This window comes from Chryseobacterium oryctis (genome assembly GCF_025971925.1).
GTDB classification, from domain to species: domain Bacteria; phylum Bacteroidota; class Bacteroidia; order Flavobacteriales; family Weeksellaceae; genus Chryseobacterium; species Chryseobacterium oryctis.
In genome coordinates this window covers 215,245-241,049 of sequence record NZ_JAPDHV010000001.1, presented here as the reverse complement: position 1 = coordinate 241,049, position 25,805 = coordinate 215,245, and the positions used below count along the sequence as shown (strand labels likewise).

Below are 25,805 nucleotides of genomic sequence, written 5' to 3'. Positions count from 1 at the left end.
AAAAATTTAACTACTTAAAAAAAATAAACTATACATATGAAAAAGAAATTCACTTGGAAAAAAGCCATTTATATTTTGCTAGGGCTTTTATTTGTAGTGGCATTATTCTCAGGAATTGGATATCTGATTAAGTCTAATTCTAAAAAAGATGAAGCTTTCCTTACCAGAAAACCGGTTATTCAGAATATGGATGATAAGGTGATGGCAACAGGGAAAATTGTTCCTAAAGAAGAAATTGAAATTAAACCTAATATTGCGGGTATTATCGATAAAATTTTAGTTGATGAAGGCGATAAAGTAACTGCAGGTCAGTTAATTGCAACAGTGAAGATTGTTCCGAATATTGCTGAGGTTAATAATGCTCAACAAAATGTTCAAAATGCTCAGCTTCAGATTAATAATGCTAAAATGAATGTTGATAATATGCAAAAGCAATTTGCAATGCAGGAAAAACTTTTCAAACAAGGTGTAATATCTAAACAGGAATATCTGAATTCTCAACAGCAGCTATATTCTCAGCAACAAGCTTTGAAAAATGCGAACCAACAATTTGCAACTGCTCAAAAAGCGTTACAAATTGCTAAAACAGGAGCTACTCCGGAATTACAAGGTTTGGCAACGACTCAGATTCGTTCAAAGGCATCTGGAACGGTTTTGGAAGTTCCAGTGAAGGTGGGTAGTCAGGTTATTGAAGCGAACTCTTTCAATGCAGGAACTACAATTTGTTCAATTGCAGACCTTAATTCTTTGATTTTTCAAGGTGAAATTGATGAAGCTCAGGCTGGAAAGTTGAAGCAGGGAATGGATATGAACATCGTTATCGGTGCTCTTCAAAACAAAACCTTTCCAGGGAAACTTACTATGATTGCTCCAAAAGGAAAAGATAATAACGGAACAATAAAATTTCCGGTTGAAGGGGATGTTAGCAATCCAAATAATGAGTACATCAGAGCAGGATTTTCTGCCAACGGAGAGATTGTTTTAAGTTCTCAGAAAAATGCTTTATTGTTAGATGAATCTCTTGTTCAATATGAAAAAAATAAAGGAAAAGATGTTCCTTTTGTTGAGGTAAAGCAGAAAGACGGGAAATTCAAAAAAGTATTCGTGAAATTAGGTGCTAGTGATGGTATCAATGTTCAGATTCTTTCAGGATTGACAAAAGATTCTGAAGTGAAAGTTTGGAATCCTTCAGATAAAGATAAAGAAGAGCTTAAAGAAAAAGCTAAAAAGTAGTAAAAAATAAAAATTTAATTTTTATTTAAAATCCTGAGAAAAACTCAGGATTTTTTATTTTTAAATTCTAAAACGAATAACCTTAATGAAAAAAAGTACTTTTATATTAATACTCTTTGTTCTCGCAAAATTAATTCTGCAATATTCATTAATCAATCCGGAATATGAGTTGCATCGTGATGAATATTTACATATAGATCAAGGAAATCATTTAGCATGGGGCTATTTGTCTGTTCCTCCTGCGAATTCATGGTTTGCATGGCTTATCATTAAGTTGGGAGGTTCTGCATTTTTGGTGAAGTTTTTCCCTGCTTTATTTGGAGCTTTAACGATGGTAACTGTCTGGAAAATTATTAAAGAGCTAAAAGGAGGTTTGTATGCTCAGGTTTTGGCTGCAACAGGAGTTTTGCTTTCTGTGCTTCTTCGTCTGAATGTGTTGTTTCAGCCTACATCTTTAGAAGTTTTGCTTTGGACGATGCTGTTTTATGTTTTAATTAAATATTTCAACTCAGAAAAAGGAATGTGGCTTTACGTTGCAGCGATAATATTTGGCGTAGGATTTTTGAATAAGTATAATATAGCATTTTCTGTGTTAGGATTGATTCCAGCATTGTTGATTACAAAACAGCGAGAGATTTTTTTTCAAAAAAACTTATATTTTGCTGGATTATTGGCTTTAATTATCATTTTTCCCAATATTTTGTGGCAGTATAATAATAATTTTCCTGTAGTTCGTCATATGAAGGAACTTTCAGAAAGCCAATTGGTAAACGTGGAGCGTTTTGATTTCATAAAATCTCAGATTTTATTTTTCTTTGGAGTTATTTTTGTGATTGTTGCAGGGTTTTATGCTTTACTTTTCTATAAACCTTTCAAAAAATTCAGATTTCTGTTTTGGGCTTATGTTTTTACGATTGCTTTATTTTTATTTTTTAAGGCAAAGGATTATTATGCTATTGGGTTGTATCCGGCGTATATTGCTTTCGGTTCAGTATTTCTTGCTCATATTTTTGAAAAAAATCGGGCTAAATACGTGTTGAAACCGATTGGTATTTTAATTCCGGTTTTACTGTTTTTACCTTTATATAATTTGGCTTTTCCAAATAAAAGTCCACAATATATTTTGACTCATCCTGAGAATTATAAAAAATTGGGTTTACTTCGTTGGGAAGATGGGAAAGACCATTCTTTACCACAGGATTTTGCAGATATGCAAGGCTGGAAAGAACTGGCTCAGAAAGTAGATAAAGAATATTCAGGTCTTTCAAAATCTGGGAAAACTTTGGTTCTTTGTGATAATTACGGACAGGCTGGAGCAATCAATTATTATTCAAAACAAGGAATAAAAGCTGTTTCCTTTAATGCTGATTATATTAATTGGTTTGATTTCAATGAAAAGTATTCAAACTTAATTCGAATTAAAGAAGCTGATGAAGAAAAAGAAGAATTGAGAGAGATGGGTTCTTTTTTCGAAAAATCTAGAATTGCTGATTCCATTACTAATCAGTTTGCACGAGAAAAAGGAACTTTAATTTTCGTTTTTGAATATGCAAAAATCGATATTGGAAAAAGGATTCGGAAGGAAATTGATGAAGTTAAAAATGAATATTAACACTTAATTAACTATTTCACTTCTTGTTGAGCATTGAGAATTCTATATTTTAGCTTAAATAAAAAATCAATGAAACGAATATCTCAAACCTTACTTTTACTTTTAACCATTATTGTTTTAAGCTGTAACTCTCAAAAATCCGCAGTTGAGAAAAATAAAGTTGTTTATAAATCTGATAACTTGATAATTGTTCAGTTGTCAGATAATGTATATCAACATATTTCTTATCTCGATTCAGAAACATTCGGGAAAGTAGATTGTAACGGGATGATTGTGAAAGATGGAAATGAAGCTGTAGTTTTTGATACAACAATAGACGATAAAAGTTCGGCAGAATTGATTTCTTGGATAAAAAATGATTTACATTCTAAAATAAACGCAGTAGTTGCTACCCATTTTCATGAAGATTGTGTAGGAGGACTGAAAGAGTTTAATAAAAATAATATTCCGTCATACTCAAATAATAAAACGATTGAACTTACAAAAAAGAGTGGTTTTAATGTTCCTGATAATGGTTTTGATGGGGAATTAGAGCTGAATGTAGGAAGCCAAAAGGTTTACGCTAAGTTTTTTGGAGAAGGGCATACAAGAGATAATGTTATTGGGTATTTCCCTAAAGAAAATGCAATGTTTGGGGGATGTTTGGTTAAAGAAGTAAATGCTTCAAAAGGTAATCTTGCTGACGCAAATGTTCAGTCTTGGTCTTCAACAATAGAAAAATTAAAAAAACAGTATCCAGATACAAGAATTATTATTCCCGGACATGGTAAAACAGGCGGTACAGAACTATTAGACTATACTATCAAATTGTTTAAAAATTAAAATAATTTCTGAGTAGATATTTTAACTGAATATCAACTTTAAAAAAAAGATTTGTCAGAAGAAAAACATTATCGTAATATTGCGATAATGTTTTTAATTATGGGAACTACAAAAAATGATTTCTTTACTGAAAAGCAAAATACAATAGCAAAAATTGCTAAAGCTTTAGGACATCCGGCAAGAATTGCTATTATAGAATATTTGCTAAAAGTGAATGAATGTATTTGTGGAGATATTGTAAGTGAGTTGCCTTTGGCACAAGCTACTATTTCACAGCATTTGAAAGAACTGAAAAATGCAGGGCTTATAAAAGGAAATATTGAAGGTAATTCAATATGTTATTGTATAGATGAAAAAGGATTTGATGCTGTTAATACATATTTTTCTAACATTCTTTCTACGATAAAGAAACAAAATTGCTGTTAAAAAATTTTTATTATTCACTATCGTAATATTGCGATAATCATCATTTAAAATAAATACTATGAAACTATCAGAAGTTAAAAAAATTCTTCCAACATTAGATAATGTAGAATTTCAGTTAGAAAACGGAGCGTTCGTTCCTGAGCATTTTCATGTAACTGAAATAGGTATGATAACTAAAAATTTTATTGATTGCGGAGGAGTAATCAGAAAAGAAGAAAAAGTCAATTTCCAACTTTGGAATGCAGATGATTTTGAGCATCGTTTAAAGCCCAATAAACTTCTTCATATTATTAATCTTTCAGAGGAGAAATTAGGTATTGGAGATTTTGAAATTGAAGTTGAATACCAGGATGCAACCATTGGAAAATATGATTTGGAATTTAATGGAAAATATTTTCTGTTGAAAAATAAATTAACGGCATGTCTTGCTCAGGATGCTTGTGGAATTCCTTCCCAAAAACAGAAATTAAATCTTAATGAATTAAAAAGTCAATCAGACTCTTGCTGTACTCCAGGCTCTGGTTGTTGTTAGAAATTATGAAAAAGAAAATATTGGTTCTTTGTACGGGGAATAGTTGTAGAAGTCAGATTGCGGAAGGCTATTTACGATATTTTGCTCATAAAAAAGCTGAAATCTACAGTGCCGGAATTGAAACTCATGGACTGAATTCCAAAGCTATTGAAACAATGAAAGAAGATGGAATTGATATTTCAAACCATACTTCCAATACTATTAATGAGTATGAAAACTTTAAATTTGATTTTGTAATAACGGTTTGTGATAATGCAAAAGAAAACTGTCCGTATTTCCCTAATTCGGCGGGTATTGTTCATCATAGCTTTAAAGATCCGTCCAAATACGTTGGTGCGGAAGAAGAAATCGTTAAGGAGTTTAGGAAAATTCGTGATGAGATTAGAGCTTATTGTCGAGAATTTATTAATGAAAATTTATGATCAGATAATCTTGTAGAAAAACATATTTAGTGATACTGTAATCTCAAAGTAAATTCCGTACATTTGGGGTGAAAAATTTCAAAAACTAAAAGTAAAATGGACATTATTTTCGACCTGATTGAAAAAGAAAAGCAAAGACAACTTCACGGATTAGAACTTATTGCGTCAGAAAATTTCGTTTCTGAAAACGTAATGAAAGCTATGGGAAGTGTATTGACAAACAAGTATGCTGAAGGATATCCCGGAAAAAGATATTACGGAGGTTGTGAAGTAGTAGATGAGGTTGAAACTTTAGCGATTAACAGAGCTAAAGAACTTTTCGGAGTTGATTATGTAAATGTTCAGCCACATTCTGGTTCTCAGGCAAATGCGGCAATTTATCTTGCCGTTTTGAAACCGGGAGATAAAATCATGGGGATGGATCTTTCAATGGGAGGTCACCTTACTCATGGTTCGGCGGTGAATTTTTCAGGAATTCAGTATAATGTAGTTTCTTACGGAGTTCAGAAAGAAACAGGTCTTATTGATTATGACCAAATGAGAGAAGTTGCTTTAAGAGAAAGACCAAAAATGCTTATCGCTGGTTTCTCGGCGTATTCAAGAGATTTAGATTATGCTAAATTCAGAGAGGTTGCTGATGAAATTGGGGCTACTCTTTGGGCAGATATCGCTCACCCTGCAGGTCTTGTTGCGAAAGGATTGTTAAATTCACCTTTTGAGCATTGTCATGTTGTAACAACGACAACTCATAAGACGCTTAGAGGTCCAAGAGGAGGTATGATTATGATGGGTAAAGATTTCGAAAATACTTACGGTCACAAAACTCCGAAAGGCGAAACTAAAATGATGAGTCAAGTTCTTGACGGAGCTGTTTTCCCGGGAATTCAGGGAGGTCCGTTAGAACATGTAATCGCAGGTAAAGCAATAGCTTTTGGTGAGGCTTTGGATGGAAAATTTGAAACGTATGCTAAACAGGTAAAAGCAAATGCTCAGGCATTGTCAAAAGCAATGATTGATAGAGGATTTGATATCGTAAGCGGCGGAACAGACAATCACTTGATGCTTGTAGATCTTAGAAATAAAAATGTAAACGGTAAAGAAACTGAAAAAGCTTTAGTTCTTGCAGATATTACATGTAATAAAAATATGGTTCCGTTTGATGATAAGTCGCCATTTACGACTTCAGGTATCAGATTAGGTACCGCTGCTATCACGACAAGAGGTTTGAAAGAAAATGATATGGATACAATTGCAGGATTGATTTCTGAAGTTGTTGATAACATCAAAAATGAAGAAGTAATTGCTTCTGTAAGAAAGAAAGTAAATGAATTAATGGAAGGAAAAGCATTATTTAATTATTAACATATCCGACATCAAGATATAAAGAATGGGCGTATTTTGCTCATTCTTTTTTTATAAATATGGAATATAAATCTCTCACTTTTAATGAAATAAAACAAAAACTGGTCAACTATTGTGTTTATCAGGATCGTTGTCATTATGAAGTTGAGCAGAAAATGAGAGAATTTCTTTTGATAGATGAAGCAAAAGAAGAAATTATGCTTTATCTTTTAAAAGAAAATTATTTAAACGAAGAAAGATTTACCAGAAGCTATATAAGAGGTAAATTCTACATAAAACATTGGGGGAGAAATAAAATCAAGATGAATTTGAAGCAGAAACAAGTTCCCGAAAAGCTTATAAATTCTTGTTTTGATGAAATAGATGAGAATGATTATACAAAAACAATCAAAAAAATCTATGAAGATTACTTTTCTAAACAAAAAGGCTTGAAAGAATATCAGAAAAAATCTAAAACTATGAGATATTTAATAAGTAAAGGTTTTGAATATGAAAAAATAAATGATATTTTTGAGTAATTATAAATGATGAAAAAATAAACACACAAAGATTGGAAGGACAAAAAATTTGGCTTTCACCTCCGCACATGGGAGGAAGCGAGTTGAAATATATACAAAATGCGTTTGATACCAATTGGATTTCCCAATATGGCTCTAATATAGATGAGTTTGAAAAAAGCCTTGAGAATTGCTTAGGTGAGAATTCATTTGTTACGGCTCTGTCTTCAGGTACAGCCGCAATTCATTTGGCTTTAAGATTATTAAATGTAGAAGAAGGAGACTTTGTTATTTGTCAGTCTTTTACATTTGTTGCTTCTGCAAATCCTATTTTATATTTAAAGGCAGTTCCTGTTTTTGTAGATAGTGAAAGTTCTACATGGAATTTGTGTCCAAATGCTCTGGAAGATGCCATAAAGTATTGCTTGTCTCAAGGCAAAAAACCTAAAGCTATTATAGCTGTTTCTTTATACGGAATGCCTTTTATGGTAGATGAAGTTCTTGAAATATCTCGTAAATATGAAATCCCTATTGTTGAAGATAGTGCTGAAGCTTTAGGAAGTAAATATAAAGGTAAAGCATGTGGAACGTTTGGGGATCTATCAATTATAAGTTTTAATGGGAATAAAATAATTACAACTTCCGGAGGCGGAATTTTAATTTCCAGACATAAGTCTGATAAAGATAGAGCTGTTTATTTGGCTACCCAAGCTAAAGAAGATGAAGATTTTTATAGTCATTCTGAGGTTGGCTATAATTATAGAATGAGTAATATTTCTGCGGGAATTGGTAGAGGTCAGATGGAAGTTTTAGAAAACAGAATCAAACAACGGAGGGAAAATCATGATTTTTATCAAGAATTAATCAATGAATTTGAAAATATTGAACTTTTTTCCGAACCCAGTGAAGATTTTTATTCTAATTATTGGTTAAATACTATTCTCCTAAACGAAAACGTTTTTACAAAAGAAGAACTCAAGTATGAATTTTCTGGAAGTAATATAGAAACCAGATATTTATGGATGCCAATGCATTTACAGTCGTTATATAAAGAATATAAGTTTTTTGGAAATAATTACTCTGGTACAATTTTTGACAAAGGTTTGTGCCTGCCTTCGGGTAGTAGCTTAACTAACGATTGTAAGGGCAAAATTGTTGAGATTTTGACTAAGTTTAAAAATTAAATTATTTTTTAAATATAAAGCATAGATGAAATTTTATTTTAATTTTGCAAAAATAGGGCTACTGCCATTAGAGGATGGTGTATTTTACAACTTAATTAATATGAATACAAATAAAGACAATGTATAATTCTCTGAGAAAAAAAATATTTGCAGGAGATAATGTTGTCAACTTATCAGACGTAAGATATCTTCCTAGATGGATAATATTGGTAATAGATATTATTATCTTGGTAGTATCTTTATTTCTTTCAACGTATATTATAGAGAAAATTACACAGAGAGAGTTTATTTATCATCATAATAAAAACTTTGTTTTTACATGTATTATTTTGATAAATGTATTATTTATGTATATTTTCAAAACATTTGCAGGAATTATAAGGCACTCTACTTTTATAGATTTGTTTAAGCTTTTGATGGCGTGTTTCTGTACATTGTTTATTATAGGAACTGCCAATATTCTTTATTTTTGGATTGGTGGAGAGAAGTTTATTCTTACACCATATCTCGTTCTGTATTTTATCATTTCTTTTATGGGTTTATTTCTTTTCAGATTATATGTTAAGGAGTTTTTTCATATTGTGAGGGAGTACAGAAGAAGTGCTTTGAAAAAAAGAATTTTGGTTTTAGGAATTGATGAACAGTCAATTGCTATTGCCAGAGCCATTTTAGATAATCCAAGTTTGCCGTATCAGGTTGTAGGTTTCCTTACTCAAAGAACAGATTCTAAAAGAGCATCTTTACTTGGGAAACCAATTTTTGAAAAAGAAAAAATTGAAAGAAATACTAAAGAAGAACTTATTATTGATGGGGTTTTGATTGTAAAAGAAATGATGTCTAAAGATGAGATGAACTCATGGGTGAATTTATTTTTAGAAAAAGATTTGCATATTTTCAAAGCTCCTTCTGTACAAAAGTTGAGAGATAGCGATTTAGGAGGTTCTATCCGAAATCTTCAGATTGAAGATTTATTGAATAGGAAGCCAATCAAAATAGAAAATGAAGAGGTGAAAAGTCGTCATTTTAATAGAAATGTTTTGGTGACTGGTGGTGCAGGTTCTATTGGAAGTGAAATTGTGAGACAGGTTGCCCAGTTTAATCCATCTCTGATTGTTGTATTGGATCAGGCTGAAACTCCGTTATATGATATAGAGCTGGAAATGAAAGAAAAGTTTCCACATATCAGGTTCAAATTTGTACTTGCAGATGTTTCTAATAGGCATAGAATTGAGCCTTTATTTCAAACTTACGACTTTTCAATGGTTTATCATGCTGCAGCTTATAAGCATGTGCCTTTAGTTGAAGAAAATCCTCATGAAGCAATTTTAGTAAATATTTTAGGTTCAAAAAATATTGCAACTTTATCAAGCCAGTATAAAGTAAACAGATTTGTAATGGTTTCTACAGACAAGGCTGTAAATCCTACCAACGTTATGGGAGCGTCTAAAAGAGCTGCTGAATTGTTTGTGCAATCATTGCAAAATGTTGAAGGAAATACAACTAAGTTTATAACGACAAGATTTGGAAATGTTTTAGGATCAAATGGTTCTGTTATTCCACACTTTAAGAGGCAAATAGAGGCAGGAGGTCCGGTAACGATTACTCATCCTGATATTGTAAGATATTTTATGACAATTCCTGAAGCTTGTGAGCTAGTATTACAAGCAGGAACAATGGGTAAAGGTGGTGAAATTTTTGTTTTTGATATGGGAGAGCCGGTAAAAATATTAGACTTAGCAAAAAGAATGATAAAACTATCTGGTTTTGAACCTAATATTGATATTAAGATAGTTTATACTGGTTTAAGACCTGGAGAAAAGTTATATGAAGAGTTGTTAAGTGATAATGCTAAAACACTTCCTACTCATAATGAAAAGATCATGGTATCTAAAGATCCTACTGTCGGATTTGAAGAAATAAATTCTTTAGTTAACTTGGTTACTAAAGCTTCTATAAGAAGAGATAAAGTAGAGGTTGTAAAGATTTTAAAAACGATTGTTCCAGAGTTTAAAAGTAATAACTCAATCTATGAGGTACTAGATAAGTAGTAAAATATAAACGTATATTTGTACAATTTTAAATTTATGAAAGGTAAAATTTTAACTATATTTTGTGTATTGACATTAGTTTCTTGTAAAGTCAATCAAAATGCTAAAAATGATTTGAATTATATGCAGAATATAGAAAATATTGCAATAGAATCGTCTGCGAAAAATTCTAATTCTACAATACAGTCAGGAGATCAGTTAGTTATTCTTATTACGGCAAAAGATATGGATGTTGTTAAACCATTCAATCAAAACTATTCTTCATCGGAAATGATTCAAGGAAATGTTACCGCTGGAGGTAATATGCCTAACCAAGGTATGACAACTTTATCAGGTCCTACGTATATAGTTGATGCTAATGGTAATATTGATTTTCCAATTTTAGGTTCCATAAATACAATAGGAAAAACCTTAGTTGATTTAAAACAAGATCTAAAAGAAAAGATGGAAAGATATGTAATCAATCCAACAATAAACATTAGATTAGCAAATTTTAAAGTAACAATTTTAGGAGAAGTTAATAGACAAGGTGATTACACTATCTCCAATGGCCAAGGGACAATTTTAAATGCTTTGGGAATGGCTGGGGATTTAACGATGTATGGGAAAAGAGATGAGGTATTAGTTATTAGAACAGAAAACGGTCAAGTTACTCATGGTAAAGTGAATTTACAAGATGCAAATCTTATTAATTCACCTTATTATAATCTAAAACAAGGTGATGCAATTATAGTTGCAGCAAATAATACGAAAGATATACAAGCGAAACAGAATCCAAATACAGGACTTTATTTAACAGCAGCCTCTATTGCAATTACGGCAGCAGCCGTAGTAGTGAGTTTGATAAAAAAATAATCTTGATTTCCTGTTAATTTAATAAATCAAAAATAGTAATAGCATTTTAAGTTTTGATATTTTACTTAAATGTATATATAAAATACAAAAATGATTAAAAATAAACAATATAAGATAGCAATTATTGGGCAAGGTTATGTGGGGTTACCTTTGTCATTAGAATTTGCATCTCATTATCCTGTGTTGGGGTTTGATATTAATACGAATAGAATTGACGAACTAAATAATGGGGATGATATTACTCGCGAAGCAGATTTAAAAAAGCTCAAAGTTTCATTAGAAAAATATGATAAAACTAATGGTGAAATAGGATATAAGGCAACTTCTAATTTAGATGAAATATCTAATTGTAATGTTTTTATTGTCACTGTACCTACGCCAATTGACCAGTTTAATGCTCCAGATTTAAAGCCTTTACTATCAGCTTCAAAAATGTTGGGAGAGATTATTAAAAAAGGAGATATTATTATATATGAGTCTACTGTTTTTCCTGGTTGTACAGAAGAAGAATGTGTTCCTGTATTAGAAAAATATTCAGGATTAAACTTTAATGAGGATTTTTTTGTAGGTTATTCTCCTGAAAGAATAAACCCAGGTGATAAAATTAATACTTTAACGTCTGTCATGAAAGTAACTTCAGGTTCTACTCCTGAAGTAGCTATTGAGATTGATGGTTTATATAAAAAAATAATTACAGCAGGGACTCACCTTGCACCAAGTATTAAAGTTGCAGAAGCTTCTAAAGCGATAGAAAATGCACAAAGAGATGTTAATATTTCATTTGTAAATGAGCTGGCATTAATATTTGATAGAATAGGAATTGATACAACTGATGTATTGGAAGCAGCTGGCACAAAATACAATTTCTTAAAATACAAACCAGGATTAGTAGGAGGACATTGTATATCTGTTGACCCTTATTATCTTGCACATAAAGCAGAACAATTAGGATATCATCCTGATGTAATTTTATCAGGACGAAGAGTTAATGACTCAATTGCTAAATTTATTGCTTCTAAGGTTGTCAAATTATTAATTTCGAAAGGAGGGGTTATCAAAAACTCTAAATCTTTAATTTTGGGAGTAACTTTTAAAGAAAACTGTCCTGATATTAGAAATACAAAGGTTTTTGATATTTATAAAGAACTGCTTGATTATGGTATTAATATAGATGTTTATGATCCATGGGCAAATAATCAGGAAGTGAAAGAAGAGTATGGAATTAACTTGCTTGAGGAATTGAATAGTAATACTAAATATGATTCAATTATTATTGCTGTATCTCATAGAGAATTCCTTACAATGAATTTGGAGAGTCTAAAAAATGAGAATACAATTGTATTTGATACAAAATCATGCCTAGACAGAAATATGGTAGATGCTAGATTATAGAATTAATTGACATCTTCCTTTTACATTGACTGTAATTATTAAAATTATATATAATATTATTTTAAATGAATAATTCAACAACAGACGAATCGATTAAAGAGATAAACATTCAGGAAATTATTAAACCTTATCTTAAGAACTGGATTTGGTTTATTATTATTCCTATTATTACATTATCTTTAACTTTTGTATATTTGAAATTTATAACTCCGGTTTTCAATATAAAATCATCTGTTCTTATTAAAGATGTAAAAAGTAGTCCTTCAGCAGGTGGAGAATTTGCAGCTCTTCAGGATCTGTCTGGACTTAGAGGAATGGGAACGAATAGTATTGAAAATGAAATTGAAATTTTCAAATCTAAAAAACTTATTCAGGATGTTGTAAATACTCTAAACATACAAGTCTCTATTTTTGCAAAGCAAGGTTTGACGATAAAAGAGTTATATGCTGATACAGCTCCTTTTGATATTAAAGTGGTTAATGAAAAACCTTTTGTAGACTTGCCAAAAGAACCAATACATATCAATTTTTCTCAAAACTCTATTATACTAACTTCAGAAGAATTTTCTAAAGAAATTGTCTCAACATACGGTAAAACAATAAGTCTTCCTTACGCAAACATCATTTTTGTAAAGAATCCTAACTTTAATAAAGTTAAAGCTGGGGATTTAAAGGATTTTTCTTTTACATATTCTACTAAGGAGGGAACTGTAAATGCGTTGCAAAAAATGTTAAATGTTAGTCTGCTTAATAAAGATGCTACAGTTATTGGTTTGTCATTAAATTATGAAAATATAGATAAAGCTAAAGCTATCCTCAATAATTTAGTTAAAGTTTATAATAATGATGCAATTAAAGATAAAAATTCAGAGTCTGAGGTCACTCGTGATTTTATAGATGAGAGAATTAATATAATTGCTAATGATTTGGGAGAGGTTGAAAATCGTAAAGAACGATTTAAAAGTTCAAATCAGATTACCGATCTTGCAACGGAAGCTAAAATTGGATTGGAGAGTTCTGCAGAGGCTCGAGCAAAGCAAATAGAGGTAGATTCACAGTTAGATCTTACCAATGCGTTGATAGGATTTATGTCTAAACAAGGGAATGGTCAAGTTCTTCCGACAAATGTTGGACTTCAAAATCCTGAAGCAGCAAATAATATTTCTGCTTATAATCAATTAGTTATTGAGCGTAATAGGTTATTAGAAAATGCAACACCTCAAAATCCATTGGTTATAGATCTTAATAATCAAATTTCAGCAATGAGATCTTCTGTTATTGAGAGTCTTAATAAAACTAGAAGTGGGCTTCAGTTTGCAAAGAATCAATATCTTGCAGAGCAAAATAAAGTTGCTTCAAAAATTCTTAAAATGCCAAGTCAAGAAAAGCTATTTAGAGATATAGAAAGACAACAGCAGATTAAGGAAAGTTTGTATTTATTGTTATTACAGAAAAGAGAAGAAACAGCCATTTCCTTGGCTGTAACGGCAGATAAGGCAAGGATAGTTGATTATGCCTATGCTTCGCCAAAGCCTATAGCTCCAAAAAAAATGACGACTCTATTGGGAGCTCTTATATGTGGTTTATTATTACCATTTGTAATTATTTACTTTAAAGAAATATTAAACAATAAAGTCAAGACAAAACATGATCTTGAAAAATTGTCATCAAACAAACCTGTTATTGGAGAAATTCCAAGATTAGTAAAGGGACAATCAGAATTGATACAGGTTAATGATCTGTCGCCAATGGCAGAAGCATTTAGAATATTGATTACCAATATGAATTTTATGCTTCCCAAAAAGCAGGCAAAAGTTGTGTTCGTTACGTCTACTGTAAAAGGAGAGGGAAAAACTTTTGTATCTGTTAATTTAGCACTTACAATGGCCACACCAAACAAGAAAGTGATTATTATTGGATCAGATATTAGAAATCCTCAGCTTCAAAGATATAACCCTGCAAGAAAAGGTTTAACAGGGCTTACAGAGTTTTTGTATGATAATCAAACTTCTTTGGAAGATATTATTCATGTGTCTACTTTCAACCCATATTTAGATGTAATATATTCAGGAAGTATACCTCCAAATCCTACTGAATTGTTAACTAATGGTCGTTATGAAACGTTATTGGAACAGCTGAAGTCTAGATATGATTACATAATTTTAGATACAGCTCCATTAATGTTAGTAACAGATACATTCTTATTTGCTGAAATGGCGGATGCTACTTTATATGTTACACGTTCTCAATATACTGAAAAAGCTCTTATTGATTTTGCAAATAATAATATAGAGAGTGGTAAAATTAAAAACGTTGGCTTCGTATTAAATGATGTAGATAGAGACTATTTTGGATATGGTAATAAATATGGGTATGGATATTCGGCTGAGGAGAAAAACTGGTTTGATAAAATAAAAGATAGATTTAGAATGTAATTTTCTAATATTTTAACAACTCTATAAACAAACACTTGCCAATCAATATAGAATACATTGAATAAAATTAAAAGTTTACTAGGTTTACCCCACATTCAGAGATTTGTAAAAAGTGCTTCATGGTCTTTAATTGGGACAGTATCTGGAAAGATACTAATGTTAGTTGCTTTTATAATTGTCGCTAGAATTATAGGTAAGGAGGAATATGGTAAAATAGGTGTACTGCGTTCCACCATTACTATGTTTATGGTATTTTCTAGTATGGGAATGGGGCTTACTGCAGCAAGATATGTTGCGTATTATAGAAATAGTAATAGAGAAAAAGCTTACCAAATTCATAGGGCATCTAACCAGGTTGCGTTAATTTTTGGAATGATTATATCGGCTATTGTATTTCTTTTCAATAATATAATTTCTCAAACGTCCTTTGGAACTACAGAATTATCGTTCTCATTAAGATTGTGCATTATTGCTTTGTTTTTTACAACGATTTCTAGTGCACAGAGCGGAACTCTGACAGGATTTGAGGATTTTAAAAGGCTTGGTATTAATAATTTAGTTTATGGCATTGTCCAGTTTTTATTTATAATTTTAGGAGCATTAGTATGGGGAGCTGATGGAGTGATCGTTTCTTTGGGAATCTCTGCAGGTGTTTTTGTTATTCTTAATCAAATCTCAATAAAAAAACATTTTGGCCCTACCTTATATAATACTAAAATTTTTACATCAGAGATAAAAAATATTTTTATAAAATTCTCACTTCCAGCAATGTTGTCAACTTTTGTTGCAATGCCTGTAATTTGGCTAGGCAAAGCTTTATTGGTAAGAACTAATGGCTTTGGAGAAATGGCTATTTTTGATGTTTCAGAACAATGGTATTTGATGGTTTTGTTCATTCCAAATTCTATAGGTTCTATTATTCTACCTATGCTTTCTAATACTTTATCGGAAGATTCAGGTTCGCAGTATAAGAAATTGTTGAAATTAAATCTTTTAGTGAATTGTGGAGTCGTGATAATTTTAACATTATTTATTATACTTTTAGCGCCTTTTATACTTAAATTATATGGAAGTAATTTTACAAGTTATTTGCCTCTAAGAGTTTTGCTTTTAGCGGCGATACTACAGACGGTTAATAGTGTATTAGGGCAAGTAATAGCCAGTAAAGCTAAAATGTGGCTAGGTTTTGGAGTGAATCTATTTTGGGGAATGAGTTTCCTTATAATAGCTTATATATTTATAGAATATCTAAATTTAGGTGCTTTAGGATTAAGTTATGCATTTTTACTAAGCTACCTCTTACATTCAATTTTACAAGGATTTATAACCTTTAAAATTACAATTTAATTATGAAAAAAGTTCTTATAGTATTTGGTACTCGTCCTGAAGCGATAAAAATGGCTCCATTGGTCAATAAATTTAAACAACATTCTGATATCTTTGAGACTTCGGTTTGTGTGACAGGTCAACATAGAGAGATGCTGGATCAGGTTTTGAGATTATTTGAAATAATTCCTGATTTTGATTTGAATATTATGAAACAAGGACAAGATTTGTACGATGTTACTTCAATAGTATTAGTCAAAATGCGTGATATCCTTAGAGAGGTAAAACCTGACTTAGTTTTTGTACATGGAGATACAACAACTTCTATGGCTGTAGCATTGGCTGCATTCTATCAAAAAATACCTGTAGCACATATTGAAGCAGGTTTAAGAACTCATAATATTTATAGTCCATGGCCTGAGGAAATAAACCGTCAGCTAACCGGACGTATTGCGACATATCATTTTGCTCCAACTAAATTGAGTCATCAAAATTTATTAGATGAAAAAGTGTCAGAAGACAGTATTGTTGTAACAGGTAATACAGTTATAGATGCATTACAATGGGTGGTTAAAAAAATAGAGAACAGCAATCAATTATCGGAAAAAATAGGAGGAATACTTAATGATTTTGGGTATGATTACCAACGTCTGAATAATAATGGTAGGCGTTTAGTTTTGATAACTGGGCACCGACGAGAGAATTTCGGGGAGGGTTTTCTTAGTATATGCAAAGCTCTTAAAACATTAGCCAATTCATATCCTTCTGTAGATTTTGTTTATCCAATGCATTTAAATCCTAATGTGAGGAAACCTATAAATGATATTTTTGGTGATGAGAAACCAGATAACATATTTTTTATTGAGCCATTGGATTATTTACCTTTTATTTTTTTAATGAAAAAAAGTTATTTGGTATTAACTGATAGCGGAGGAATACAAGAAGAAGCTCCAGGACTTGGAAAACCAGTTTTGGTTATGCGAGATAATACAGAACGTCCAGAAGCAGTTGAAGCTGGAACGGTTCAGCTTGTAGGTACACAGTACAACAAAATTATAGAGGGAGTTTCTTTATTGTTAGATAATGAGAACCATTACAACTCTATGTCAAAGGCAAACAATCCTTATGGAGATGGTATGTCTAGTGATAGAATACTTGAATTTCTTATTAAAAAACTAAAAGAGTAATAAATGACATTTGCAGGATATTTTGCAATATTTTTCTTATTAGCGATCGTTATTAATAAAGGATTTAAATCTATTACAGATCCCTTATTTTGTATGAACGTTATATTTATATTTTTTTTCGGAATCAAACAAGATGTAGAGCTTACGGAGAAATCGGAACTATTATTGTTTTTATCATTTATCATTTTTACTTCGACAGCCTATATAATTAGTAAAAGACCGCATAAAAGAATTATTGGGTTTATTAACAATAAGAATGCTGCTTTTCATAAATTTAATATAAAACCGCTTAGGTCTAAGCAACAATTTTATCTTTTTTTAATTGTTCTTTTATATGTTATTTTAGATTTTTCGTTTAATACATGGCTTTATGGATCTTTTGATAAGGCTGCCACTAGATTTTATTACAGACTTCCTGAAAAAGAGAATGTTCCTACATTCTTAACTATTATTATATTTTCATTGTACTCGTTATCATCATTAATATTGTTTGTATTAAGTTATAATAATGCTAGATTTAAGACAAATTCTTTATATCTTAATCTCAGTTTTTTTGCTTTAGCTCTTGCAGCTTTTCCGAGAGGAACTAGAGGTGCAATTATTTCATTATTAATCATTATTATATTAGCTAATATAATTGTAAGTATTAAAAATAAAAAGCTTGTTATTAAAAGTTTATTTTTAAATGTAAAACTTCTTTTTCCAGCTTCTATTGTATTCTTGTCATTTTTGGCTTTATCATCAATTAGAAATAAAGAAATTGATAACTTAGAAATGCTTCAGAAGACCATTGCAGAAATGGATTTTTCAGAATCACAAAAGGAATATAATTCTGCAGAAGGTGATCTATTATTAATTGATTATAATAAATGTATTGAAACTTTTGGTTCCTCAGTGAGTTTTTTACCTCTTAATTATACCCTGAAAGCAGTTTTATTTAATCCAATTCCTAGAAGTATATGGAAGCAAAAACCGGTTGGTTTTGGTGTTGCTTTAACTGAAGTGAAATTTGGTGGACAAAATTTTGATTATGAATATTTAGCAGATTTTAAATGGTCTAATGCAGCGGGAATAGCAGGAGAGGGTTGGGCAAATGAAGGTATTTTAGGTTTAATATTATATTCTTTTTTAATGGGATTATATGCCGGACTACTCACCAAAATTGTAAATACTTTTTTATTATCAGACAATTATGTTTCTCTTTTAATTGCGTTGTTATGTTTTCTGGCATCTTTACTTGCAATAAGAGGAGATATTTTATCAGCTATTACGCAGGGGTTATATCCAATACTTTTTTTTATTGTAATACTCACTATATTGCAACCATTTGTAAAATATAATTATAAAATTAGATAGTCTAAATTTTTAGTAATATTTACTAATAAAGTAATGAAACTGTAAATACTTCTGACATAAATAATGATTTAAAAATTAACATGAAAAAAGTTTTAATAATTCATAAAAATACTATTGAAAACGAACCGCCCACACAAATGGTAATTCAACATTTGATAGATTTGGGTGTTTCTGTTAAACTGATAACGTTAGGAGTAAATGAGTATTGGAGGAAAGAGTTTCAGGATAAAGGTGTGGAGTTTAAAGATTTGGGACTAGCATCGTTTGTAAGTTTAAAGAAAAGATCTTTTAAAAAGAAAATACAGACATGGTGGAAATATAGAAAAGAAGTTTTAAAAGAATTATCCTTACCTGAAAATAACAACAGAATTGTTTGGTTTGTAGATGCAGATAGTATTGCTCCTTTATTATATAGTAATATTTTTGATAGAATAAACTATGTAATGCATGTTTTAGAGATGTATGATCATTCTTCTTTTTATAAGTATGTATTAAATAAATATATCACGACAAGTAAAAGACTGATTGTATGTGAAGAGAATAGAGCAGCTATTTTTAATTTGTGGTTTAAACCTAAAAAATATCCCGTTGTTTTACCTAATAAACCATATAAATTATTAGATGATAAAAAAGCAGGAGAATTTTTAAAAGAAAACCATTCTGAATTATATGATAGCCTGATTAAAAATCATAAAAAGATAGTACTTTATCAGGGATTAATTTCGCCTGAAAGAGATCTTACATTTATTCTGAAAGCTGTTAATGAGTTAGGTGAAGATTTTATACCTGTAATTATGGGGAGAGATTTTGGTATGCTAGAACACTATAAGAAAATATGTCCACGTTTAGTGCATATTTCCTTTATACCTTCTCCACAGCATCTGTATATCACTTCACTTGCAAGGATAGGAATTTTAATGTATGATCCTATATCGTTGAATCAAATTTTCTGTGCACCAAATAAAATTTTTGAATATTCGGGTTATGGAGTACCTGTAATTGGTAATAATATTCCAGGATTATCGGTGCCGTTTCAGAAATTTGGTTGTGGCAGGATCTTTGGTACAAGCAATGATGTTGCAGAGATTAAAAATATGATTTTGGAGATAGATCAGAATTTTGATCAGTATTCGCAAAACTCATTTATTATGTTTAATGCAGTTGATAACAAAGCAATTATTAAATCGGTTTTGGAAGAAGTTTAATGTCTTTACATATCATTATATCAAATGAATTTAGTTATTAATACAACAACACTAAGTGGAACGGGAGTAACACAAGTAGCAGTTTCATTTATTTATGAATGTATTGGCTTTCCTGAAAATATTTATCATGTTTTTTTAAGTAAAACAGTATCAAAAGAAATTGATGTGTATGATTTTCCGGATAATTTTCATTTTTATCAATTTGAAAATCACCCTTTATATGGACTTAAAGGTTTTTCAGTAAGAAAACAGTTAAGAAAACTAGAAAAACTAATAAATCCGGATATTGTTTTTTCCGTTTTTGGACCTTCATGTTGGACTCCCCAAACTAAACATGTAACAGGATTTGCTAATTCGTATTATGTTTATCCTGAGTCTCCTTTTTTTAAAAAAATTTCATTTAAAGATGTTTTGAGAATTAATTTGATGAAGATTGCTCATCGTTTTTTTTTAAAGAGAAATGGAAAATATTTTATTTGTGAAACAGATGATATGTCTAAAAGGTTATCTGCTTTTTTAGATATTAGCAAATCCGACATTTTTACTGTTAGTAATACATACAATAGATATTTTGAAGAAAATGCTATTTCTTCAAAAAAACATCTATTACCTGTACCTGAGGAGAATGAATATAGATTTTTGTCATTAGCCTCTTTTGATATACATAAAAACCTGACCATAATAAATGAGATTGTACCTATTTTGAATGATAGAAAGTTGGGCAAGAATGTTAAATTTGTATTAACTGTTGATCCTGATAAGTATGAACGTTACTTTAGCGATGAAGCGAAAGCAAAAATAATTAATCTTGGGAGAGTGGATGTCAAAGACTGCCCTCAACTATATTCAGAATGTAATGCTCTTTTTTTACCAACATTAATAGAATCATTTTCTGCAAACTATCCTGAGGCAATGAAAATGGGAGTTCCTATTTTAACATCGCATTATTCGTTTGCTAAATCTATTTGTGAGAATGCTGCTCTTTATTTTGATCCTTTAGATGCTAAAGATATTCAATCAAAAATAGAAGATATAATAACCAATGAAAATCTTTCTGAGTTACTGATAGAAAATGGTAAACAAAGAATTAAGGCGTTTGGAAATGCTGAAATTAGAGCCAAAAGATATTTGGATGTGTTTAAATCTATTTAAATCTTAAAATTAATTAGTGAAATGTTTGTAACTGCAAGTATAGTTTGTTATAGAAATGATAGAAAAATTCTTTTGGATGCGATTAACAGCTTCCTTAATTCAAAAACAGATTATCCAATATTTTTATATTTAGTAGATAATTCTCCAACGGATGAGCTGAAATCAATTATTAACCATCCTAATGTTGAATATGTTTTTAATCCCTCAAATCCAGGTTTTGGGGCAGCTCATAACATTGCAATAAAAAAAGCTATAGAAAAAAATAGTATTTATCATCTGGTATTAAATCCTGATGCGTATTTTGATGAAGATGTACTCAATAAACTAACGGATTATTTAAAAAGCAATCCAGATATTGGTAATATAATGCCAAAGGTATTGTATCCTGATGGCGAAATACAGCGTTTGTGTAAATTACTTCCTACTCCCTATGATTGGATTGGGAGAAGATTCAACCCTTTTAAAGGGATGGTTGAAAAAAGAAATGAATTTTTTGAATTGAGATTTACAGGGTATAATAAAATAATGGATGTACCTTATCTTTCAGGGTGTTTTATGTTTTTAAAACTTGAAGCCTTACGTGAAGTTGGTTTTTTTGATGAGAAGATTTTCATGTATGGAGAGGAAACTGACTTGTGCAGACGGTTAATAAATGGAGGATATAGAACAGTTTATTATCCTGAGGTACATATTTATCATCATTTTGAAAAAGGATCTCACAAATCTTGGAGGCTTACAAAAATTGGAATGGAGTCTGCTATGTATTATTTCAATAAATGGGGTTGGCTATTTGATAAAGAGAGAAAAGTAATTAATAATAGAACCCTTAAAGCATTAGGTAAATGAAAATAGCTGTTTTTGGGAGTTCAGGTTTCATTGGGGATAATCTAGTAAAATCATTACAGCAAAATTTCAAAATTCAGGAAGTTTCATTACGGAATTCTTTATGGAGGAATGAGCTTAATGAAGAAATTGAGATTTTTATTAATCTTGTAGGTAAAGCCCATGATCATGAAGGCGTTGCAACAGAAAAAGATTATTATTATGCTAATGTAGAGTTGGCACAACAAGTGTTTGAAGTTTTTAAAAAAAGTAAAGCTAAATTGTTTATTCATATTAGCTCACTTGCCGCTTTAGAGGAGTTTGAATCTGATAAACCTTTAGATGAAACAAATAATTGCAATCCTATTTCTTTCTATGGGAAAAGTAAAAGAGAAGCAGAAGAGTGGCTGCTAAAACAAAATTTACCAAATGATAAAAAGCTTGTGATTATTCGACCTCCAATGGTTCATGGTCCTGGTGATAAAGGTAATCTCGGATTACTTTATAAAATTATATCAAAAGGAATTCCTTACCCTTTAGCTTCGTTTAATAATGAAAGGTCATTTGTATCTATTGATAATTTTAATTTTTTTATTCAACAAATAATTCAAAAAAGTAATAAATTAGAAAACGGAATTTATCATATTGCTGATGACGAACCTATTGCCACTAATGATATTATTGAAGTTATAAAAAAAGTTGAAAATCTTAAAATTCCTAATATAAACCTTCCTAAATTTTTAATAAAAGGTTTAGCTAAGCTTGGGGATATTTTACCATTTCCTTTGAATACTAAAAAATTAAAAAAACTCACAAATAATTTATTAGTCTCAAATCAAAAAATTAAAACAGCTTTAGAAATAGATAAACTTCCCTTAACTGCGGAAGAAGGCTTAACAAAAACGATTAAAAGTTTCAAAAAATAATGGAGTACATTCTTATTACAATAATATTATTTGTTTCAATATTAGTTTATTTCAAAATAGCAGATAAATATAATATTATTGATAAACCTAATCATAGAAGTGCCCATACCCAAATAACATTGCGTGGAGGAGGCATTATTTTTCCAATTGCATTTATTGTCTTTTGTTTGTTTAACTTTAAGGATGTCTGCCAGAATTATTGGCCTTTTGGGTTGGGATTATTAGCAATTTGTACTATTAGTTTTATTGATGATATTAAAACGTTATCAAATAAAATAAGATTGTCAATTCATTTTATCTCGGTTGTTTTGTTATTATACTTTACGGGGGCATTTGACTTAATGCCATTCTGGGGTTGGCCAATTTTATTCATTTTAATCATTGGTACATTAAACGCCTATAATTTTATGGACGGAATTAATGGAATGACGGGAGTTTATAGCTTGATGACTTTGTGTTCTTTAGTTTACATAAATAGACAAGTTGTTGAGTTTACAGATAATAACTTTATCTATTATCCTATTTTAGCATGTATTGTTTTTCTTTTTTTTAACTTTAGAAAAAAAGCAAAATGTTTTGCTGGAGATGTTGGAAGTATGGGAATTGGTTTTTGGGTGATTGGTCTCATTACACTTCTCATTATGAAAACAGGAGAGTATAAATACATCCTTTTGTTATCAGTTTATGGTATTGAAGTAGTATTAACAATTATTGAAAGAATATTATTAAAAGAAAATATTTTTGAAGCTCATAGAAGACACTTGTATCAGCTTTTTGCAAATGAAAAAAAAGTTTCTCATTTGGTGATTAGTTCTGTATATGCAATTTGTCAATTATTTGTCAATATTTTTTTAATAAATTCACAGCTTCCAATTTGGGCAATCATTTTAATTATTTTTGTTCCGTTAGGTGGAATTTATTTAGGTTTAAAATGGATGCTAAAAAAAGAATATAATTTGTAATGTAAGAAGAAAAATAATTATGAAAATTAAAGAAACCCCACTTAAGGACTGTTATATAATTGAGCCCACTGTTTTTGAAGATGACAGAGGGTATTTTTATGAAAAATTTAATGAAAAGAGATTTGAGGAATTAACAGGAATGAACGGTCACTTCGTTCAGGATAATATTTCCAAATCATCTTATGGTGTTCTTCGTGGAGTTCATTTGCAGAAAGGAGAACATGCACAGGCAAAATTGGTGTCTTGTCTGGAAGGTAGGGTCTTTGATGTTGCTGTAGACTTAAGAGAAGATTCTCCAACTTTTGGAAAGTGGTTTGGTGTTGAACTTACTCCGGAGAATAAGCTTCAATTATATGTTCCAAGAGGTTTCGGACATGGCTTTTCTGTCTTAAGCGAAACTGCAATTTTCTCATATAAATGTGATAACTTTTATAATAAAGAATCAGAAGGAAGCGTTATTTGGAACGATCCTGATCTAAATATTGATTGGAAATTACCTTTAGAAGTTATTCAGCTTTCAGAAAAAGATAAAACTTTACCAAAATTTTCAGAAAGAAACTTTTAATTATAATATTGGAAACCATCTTGTTGAGATGGTTTTTATTTTTTAACGCAAAAGTTTTAATATTTCGTATCTTTGCAAACTCAAAATCAAAAAGATGCGCACAAAATCTGTAGGTAAAAAGAAAATAAATGTTGTAACACTTGGTTGCTCTAAGAATGTTTATGATTCTGAAGTTTTAATGAGCCAATTGAAAGCCAATGGAAAAGAAGTGGTTCATGAAGACAGAGGTGATATTGTTGTTATTAATACCTGCGGATTCATAGATAATGCTAAAGAAGAGTCTATCAATACAATTCTTGACTATGTTGAAGCTAAAAATAGAGGAGAAGTTGAGAAAGTTTTTGTTACAGGATGTCTCTCCGAAAGATATAAACCTGATTTAGTTAGAGAAATTCCAGATGTAGACCAATATTTTGGAACCAGAGATTTACCTATTCTTTTGAAGCATTTAGGAGCAGATTATAAACATGAACTTGTTGGAGAAAGACTTACAACAACGCCTAAACATTATGCTTATTTAAAAATTTCTGAAGGTTGTGACAGACCTTGTTCTTTTTGTGCAATTCCTTTGATGAGAGGTGGCCACGTTTCCACGCCAATTGAAAAACTTGTTGTTGAAGCTCAAAAATTGGCTAAAAAAGGAACTAAAGAATTAATTCTAATTGCTCAGGATTTAACATATTATGGTTTAGATATTTATAAAAAACGTGCACTTGGAGATTTACTGAAAGAATTGGTGAAAGTTGAAGGTATTGAATGGATTCGTTTGCATTATGCTTTCCCAAGCGGATTTCCGGAGGATGTTTTAGACATTATTAGAGAAGAACCTAAAGTTTGTAATTATATAGATATTCCTCTTCAGCATATTAATTCTGATTTGTTGAAATCAATGAAAAGAGGTACTACTCATGAGAAAACTAATGCTCTTTTAGATAAGTTCAGAGAAAAAGTTCCAGATATGGCTATCCGAACTACTCTTATTGTTGGTTATCCGGGAGAAACTGAAGAAAGATTTCAAGAGTTGAAAGATTGGGTGAAAGAGCAAAAATTCGATAGATTAGGATGTTTTACCTATTCTCATGAAGAGAACACTGGAGCCTATGTTTTGGAAGACGATATTCCTCAGGAAGTAAAAGAGGCGAGAGTAGAAGAAATTATGGAGTTGCAGTCTCAAATATCTTGGGAAAAAAATCAGGAAAGAGTAAATAAGATATATAAGTGTATTTTTGATAGAAAGGAAGGTAATTATTTTATAGGTAGAACTGAGTATGATTCCCCTGATGTTGATAATACAGTTTTAGTATCTGCAGAAAATACCTATATTTCTATAGGAGAATTTGCAAATGTAAGAATAACCTCTGCTGAAGAATTCGATTTATATGGTGAATTGGTTTAATTAAATGATTGTTAATAAATTTAATACTATTTTAATGTTTATTCAATTTTAAGTGAAATTGAATTGAGTTAGTTTTTTGTGATTTAAT

23 protein-coding genes are annotated in these 25,805 nt (G+C 30.5%); all 23 read left to right on the top strand.

From position 1 onward, the window contains the following. Nucleotides 1-36 precede the first annotated feature (36 nt). The 23 genes from OH806_RS01165 to rimO all read left to right on the top strand — a co-directional run bounded on the left by OH806_RS01165 (nucleotide 37) and on the right by rimO (nucleotide 25,717). On the top strand, nucleotides 37-1,233 hold the full coding sequence (locus OH806_RS01165; protein ID WP_264741859.1) for an efflux RND transporter periplasmic adaptor subunit: 1,197 nt from the start codon (nucleotides 37-39) through the stop codon (nucleotides 1,231-1,233). 85 nt (nucleotides 1,234-1,318) lie between these two features. Further along, the gene (locus tag OH806_RS01160) at nucleotides 1,319-2,845 is read left to right on the top strand and encodes a glycosyltransferase family 39 protein (protein WP_264741858.1); all 1,527 of its coding nucleotides are present in this window, start codon (nucleotides 1,319-1,321) and stop codon (nucleotides 2,843-2,845) included. Nucleotides 2,846-2,914: 69 nt separating this feature from the next. Beyond that, nucleotides 2,915-3,667 carry a subclass B1 metallo-beta-lactamase gene (bla, locus tag OH806_RS01155; protein ID WP_264741857.1) on the top strand — a complete coding sequence of 251 codons (753 nt, stop codon included), beginning with the start codon at nucleotides 2,915-2,917 and terminating at the stop codon, nucleotides 3,665-3,667. A gap of 99 nt (nucleotides 3,668-3,766) precedes the next feature. Continuing rightward, complete coding sequence (locus tag OH806_RS01150) at nucleotides 3,767-4,093, top strand: ArsR/SmtB family transcription factor (protein ID WP_264742319.1); 327 nt, start codon at nucleotides 3,767-3,769, stop codon at nucleotides 4,091-4,093. A gap of 58 nt (nucleotides 4,094-4,151) precedes the next feature. Next, entirely contained in the window at nucleotides 4,152-4,625 is a 474-nt protein-coding gene (locus tag OH806_RS01145) for a DUF6428 family protein (RefSeq protein ID WP_264741856.1), read from the top strand. Nucleotides 4,626-4,630: 5 nt separating this feature from the next. After that, entirely contained in the window at nucleotides 4,631-5,047 is a 417-nt protein-coding gene (locus OH806_RS01140; RefSeq protein WP_264741855.1) for an arsenate reductase ArsC, read from the top strand. Between the two features lie 96 nt (nucleotides 5,048-5,143). Beyond that, nucleotides 5,144-6,409 carry a serine hydroxymethyltransferase gene (gene glyA / locus OH806_RS01135; RefSeq protein ID WP_264741854.1) on the top strand — a complete coding sequence of 422 codons (1,266 nt, stop codon included), beginning with the start codon at nucleotides 5,144-5,146 and terminating at the stop codon, nucleotides 6,407-6,409. 59 nt (nucleotides 6,410-6,468) lie between these two features. Further along, the gene (locus OH806_RS01130; protein ID WP_264741853.1) at nucleotides 6,469-6,927 is read left to right on the top strand and encodes a regulatory protein RecX; all 459 of its coding nucleotides are present in this window, start codon (nucleotides 6,469-6,471) and stop codon (nucleotides 6,925-6,927) included. Between the two features lie 32 nt (nucleotides 6,928-6,959). Next, complete coding sequence (locus tag OH806_RS01125; protein WP_264741852.1) at nucleotides 6,960-8,090, top strand: DegT/DnrJ/EryC1/StrS family aminotransferase; 1,131 nt, start codon at nucleotides 6,960-6,962, stop codon at nucleotides 8,088-8,090. 119 nt (nucleotides 8,091-8,209) lie between these two features. Beyond that, nucleotides 8,210-10,138 (top strand): polysaccharide biosynthesis protein, encoded by a 1,929-nt coding sequence (locus tag OH806_RS01120; RefSeq protein ID WP_264741851.1) that lies wholly within the window; start codon nucleotides 8,210-8,212, stop codon nucleotides 10,136-10,138. A gap of 36 nt (nucleotides 10,139-10,174) precedes the next feature. Then, nucleotides 10,175-10,993 (top strand): polysaccharide biosynthesis/export family protein, encoded by an 819-nt coding sequence (locus OH806_RS01115; RefSeq protein ID WP_264741850.1) that lies wholly within the window; start codon nucleotides 10,175-10,177, stop codon nucleotides 10,991-10,993. A gap of 90 nt (nucleotides 10,994-11,083) precedes the next feature. Next, nucleotides 11,084-12,385 carry a nucleotide sugar dehydrogenase gene (locus OH806_RS01110; protein WP_264741849.1) on the top strand — a complete coding sequence of 434 codons (1,302 nt, stop codon included), beginning with the start codon at nucleotides 11,084-11,086 and terminating at the stop codon, nucleotides 12,383-12,385. A 65-nt stretch (nucleotides 12,386-12,450) separates the two neighbouring features. Beyond that, nucleotides 12,451-14,820, top strand: a complete 2,370-nt coding sequence (locus OH806_RS01105; RefSeq protein WP_264741848.1) for a GumC family protein — start codon at nucleotides 12,451-12,453, stop codon at nucleotides 14,818-14,820. 57 nt (nucleotides 14,821-14,877) lie between these two features. Then, the gene (locus OH806_RS01100) at nucleotides 14,878-16,167 is read left to right on the top strand and encodes an oligosaccharide flippase family protein (protein WP_264741847.1); all 1,290 of its coding nucleotides are present in this window, start codon (nucleotides 14,878-14,880) and stop codon (nucleotides 16,165-16,167) included. Between the two features lie 2 nt (nucleotides 16,168-16,169). Continuing rightward, nucleotides 16,170-17,333, top strand: coding sequence for a non-hydrolyzing UDP-N-acetylglucosamine 2-epimerase (wecB, locus tag OH806_RS01095; protein ID WP_264741846.1), 1,164 nt, complete (start codon nucleotides 16,170-16,172; stop codon nucleotides 17,331-17,333). Between the two features lie 3 nt (nucleotides 17,334-17,336). Further along, nucleotides 17,337-18,689 carry a hypothetical protein gene (locus OH806_RS01090; protein WP_264741845.1) on the top strand — a complete coding sequence of 451 codons (1,353 nt, stop codon included), beginning with the start codon at nucleotides 17,337-17,339 and terminating at the stop codon, nucleotides 18,687-18,689. An 80-nt stretch (nucleotides 18,690-18,769) separates the two neighbouring features. After that, nucleotides 18,770-19,894 (top strand): glycosyltransferase family protein, encoded by a 1,125-nt coding sequence (locus OH806_RS01085; protein ID WP_264741844.1) that lies wholly within the window; start codon nucleotides 18,770-18,772, stop codon nucleotides 19,892-19,894. A 24-nt stretch (nucleotides 19,895-19,918) separates the two neighbouring features. Then, a complete protein-coding gene (locus tag OH806_RS01080; RefSeq protein ID WP_264741843.1) occupies nucleotides 19,919-21,046 on the top strand; it encodes a glycosyltransferase in 1,128 nt (375 codons plus the stop codon). A 21-nt stretch (nucleotides 21,047-21,067) separates the two neighbouring features. Beyond that, on the top strand, nucleotides 21,068-21,892 hold the full coding sequence (locus OH806_RS01075; RefSeq protein ID WP_264741842.1) for a glycosyltransferase family 2 protein: 825 nt from the start codon (nucleotides 21,068-21,070) through the stop codon (nucleotides 21,890-21,892). Then, nucleotides 21,889-22,794 (top strand): NAD-dependent epimerase/dehydratase family protein, encoded by a 906-nt coding sequence (locus OH806_RS01070; RefSeq protein WP_264741841.1) that lies wholly within the window; start codon nucleotides 21,889-21,891, stop codon nucleotides 22,792-22,794. The genes OH806_RS01075 and OH806_RS01070 overlap by 4 nt, the downstream gene beginning before the upstream one ends. Continuing rightward, nucleotides 22,794-23,756: an MraY family glycosyltransferase gene (locus OH806_RS01065; protein ID WP_264741840.1), complete on the top strand. Its 963-nt coding sequence runs from the start codon at nucleotides 22,794-22,796 to the stop codon at nucleotides 23,754-23,756. The genes OH806_RS01070 and OH806_RS01065 overlap by 1 nt, the downstream gene beginning before the upstream one ends. 19 nt (nucleotides 23,757-23,775) lie before the next feature. Continuing rightward, a complete protein-coding gene (rfbC, locus tag OH806_RS01060) occupies nucleotides 23,776-24,321 on the top strand; it encodes a dTDP-4-dehydrorhamnose 3,5-epimerase (RefSeq protein WP_264741839.1) in 546 nt (181 codons plus the stop codon). 94 nt (nucleotides 24,322-24,415) lie between these two features. Next, nucleotides 24,416-25,717, top strand: coding sequence for a 30S ribosomal protein S12 methylthiotransferase RimO (gene rimO / locus OH806_RS01055; protein ID WP_264741838.1), 1,302 nt, complete (start codon nucleotides 24,416-24,418; stop codon nucleotides 25,715-25,717). Nucleotides 25,718-25,805: the final 88 nt, after the last annotated feature.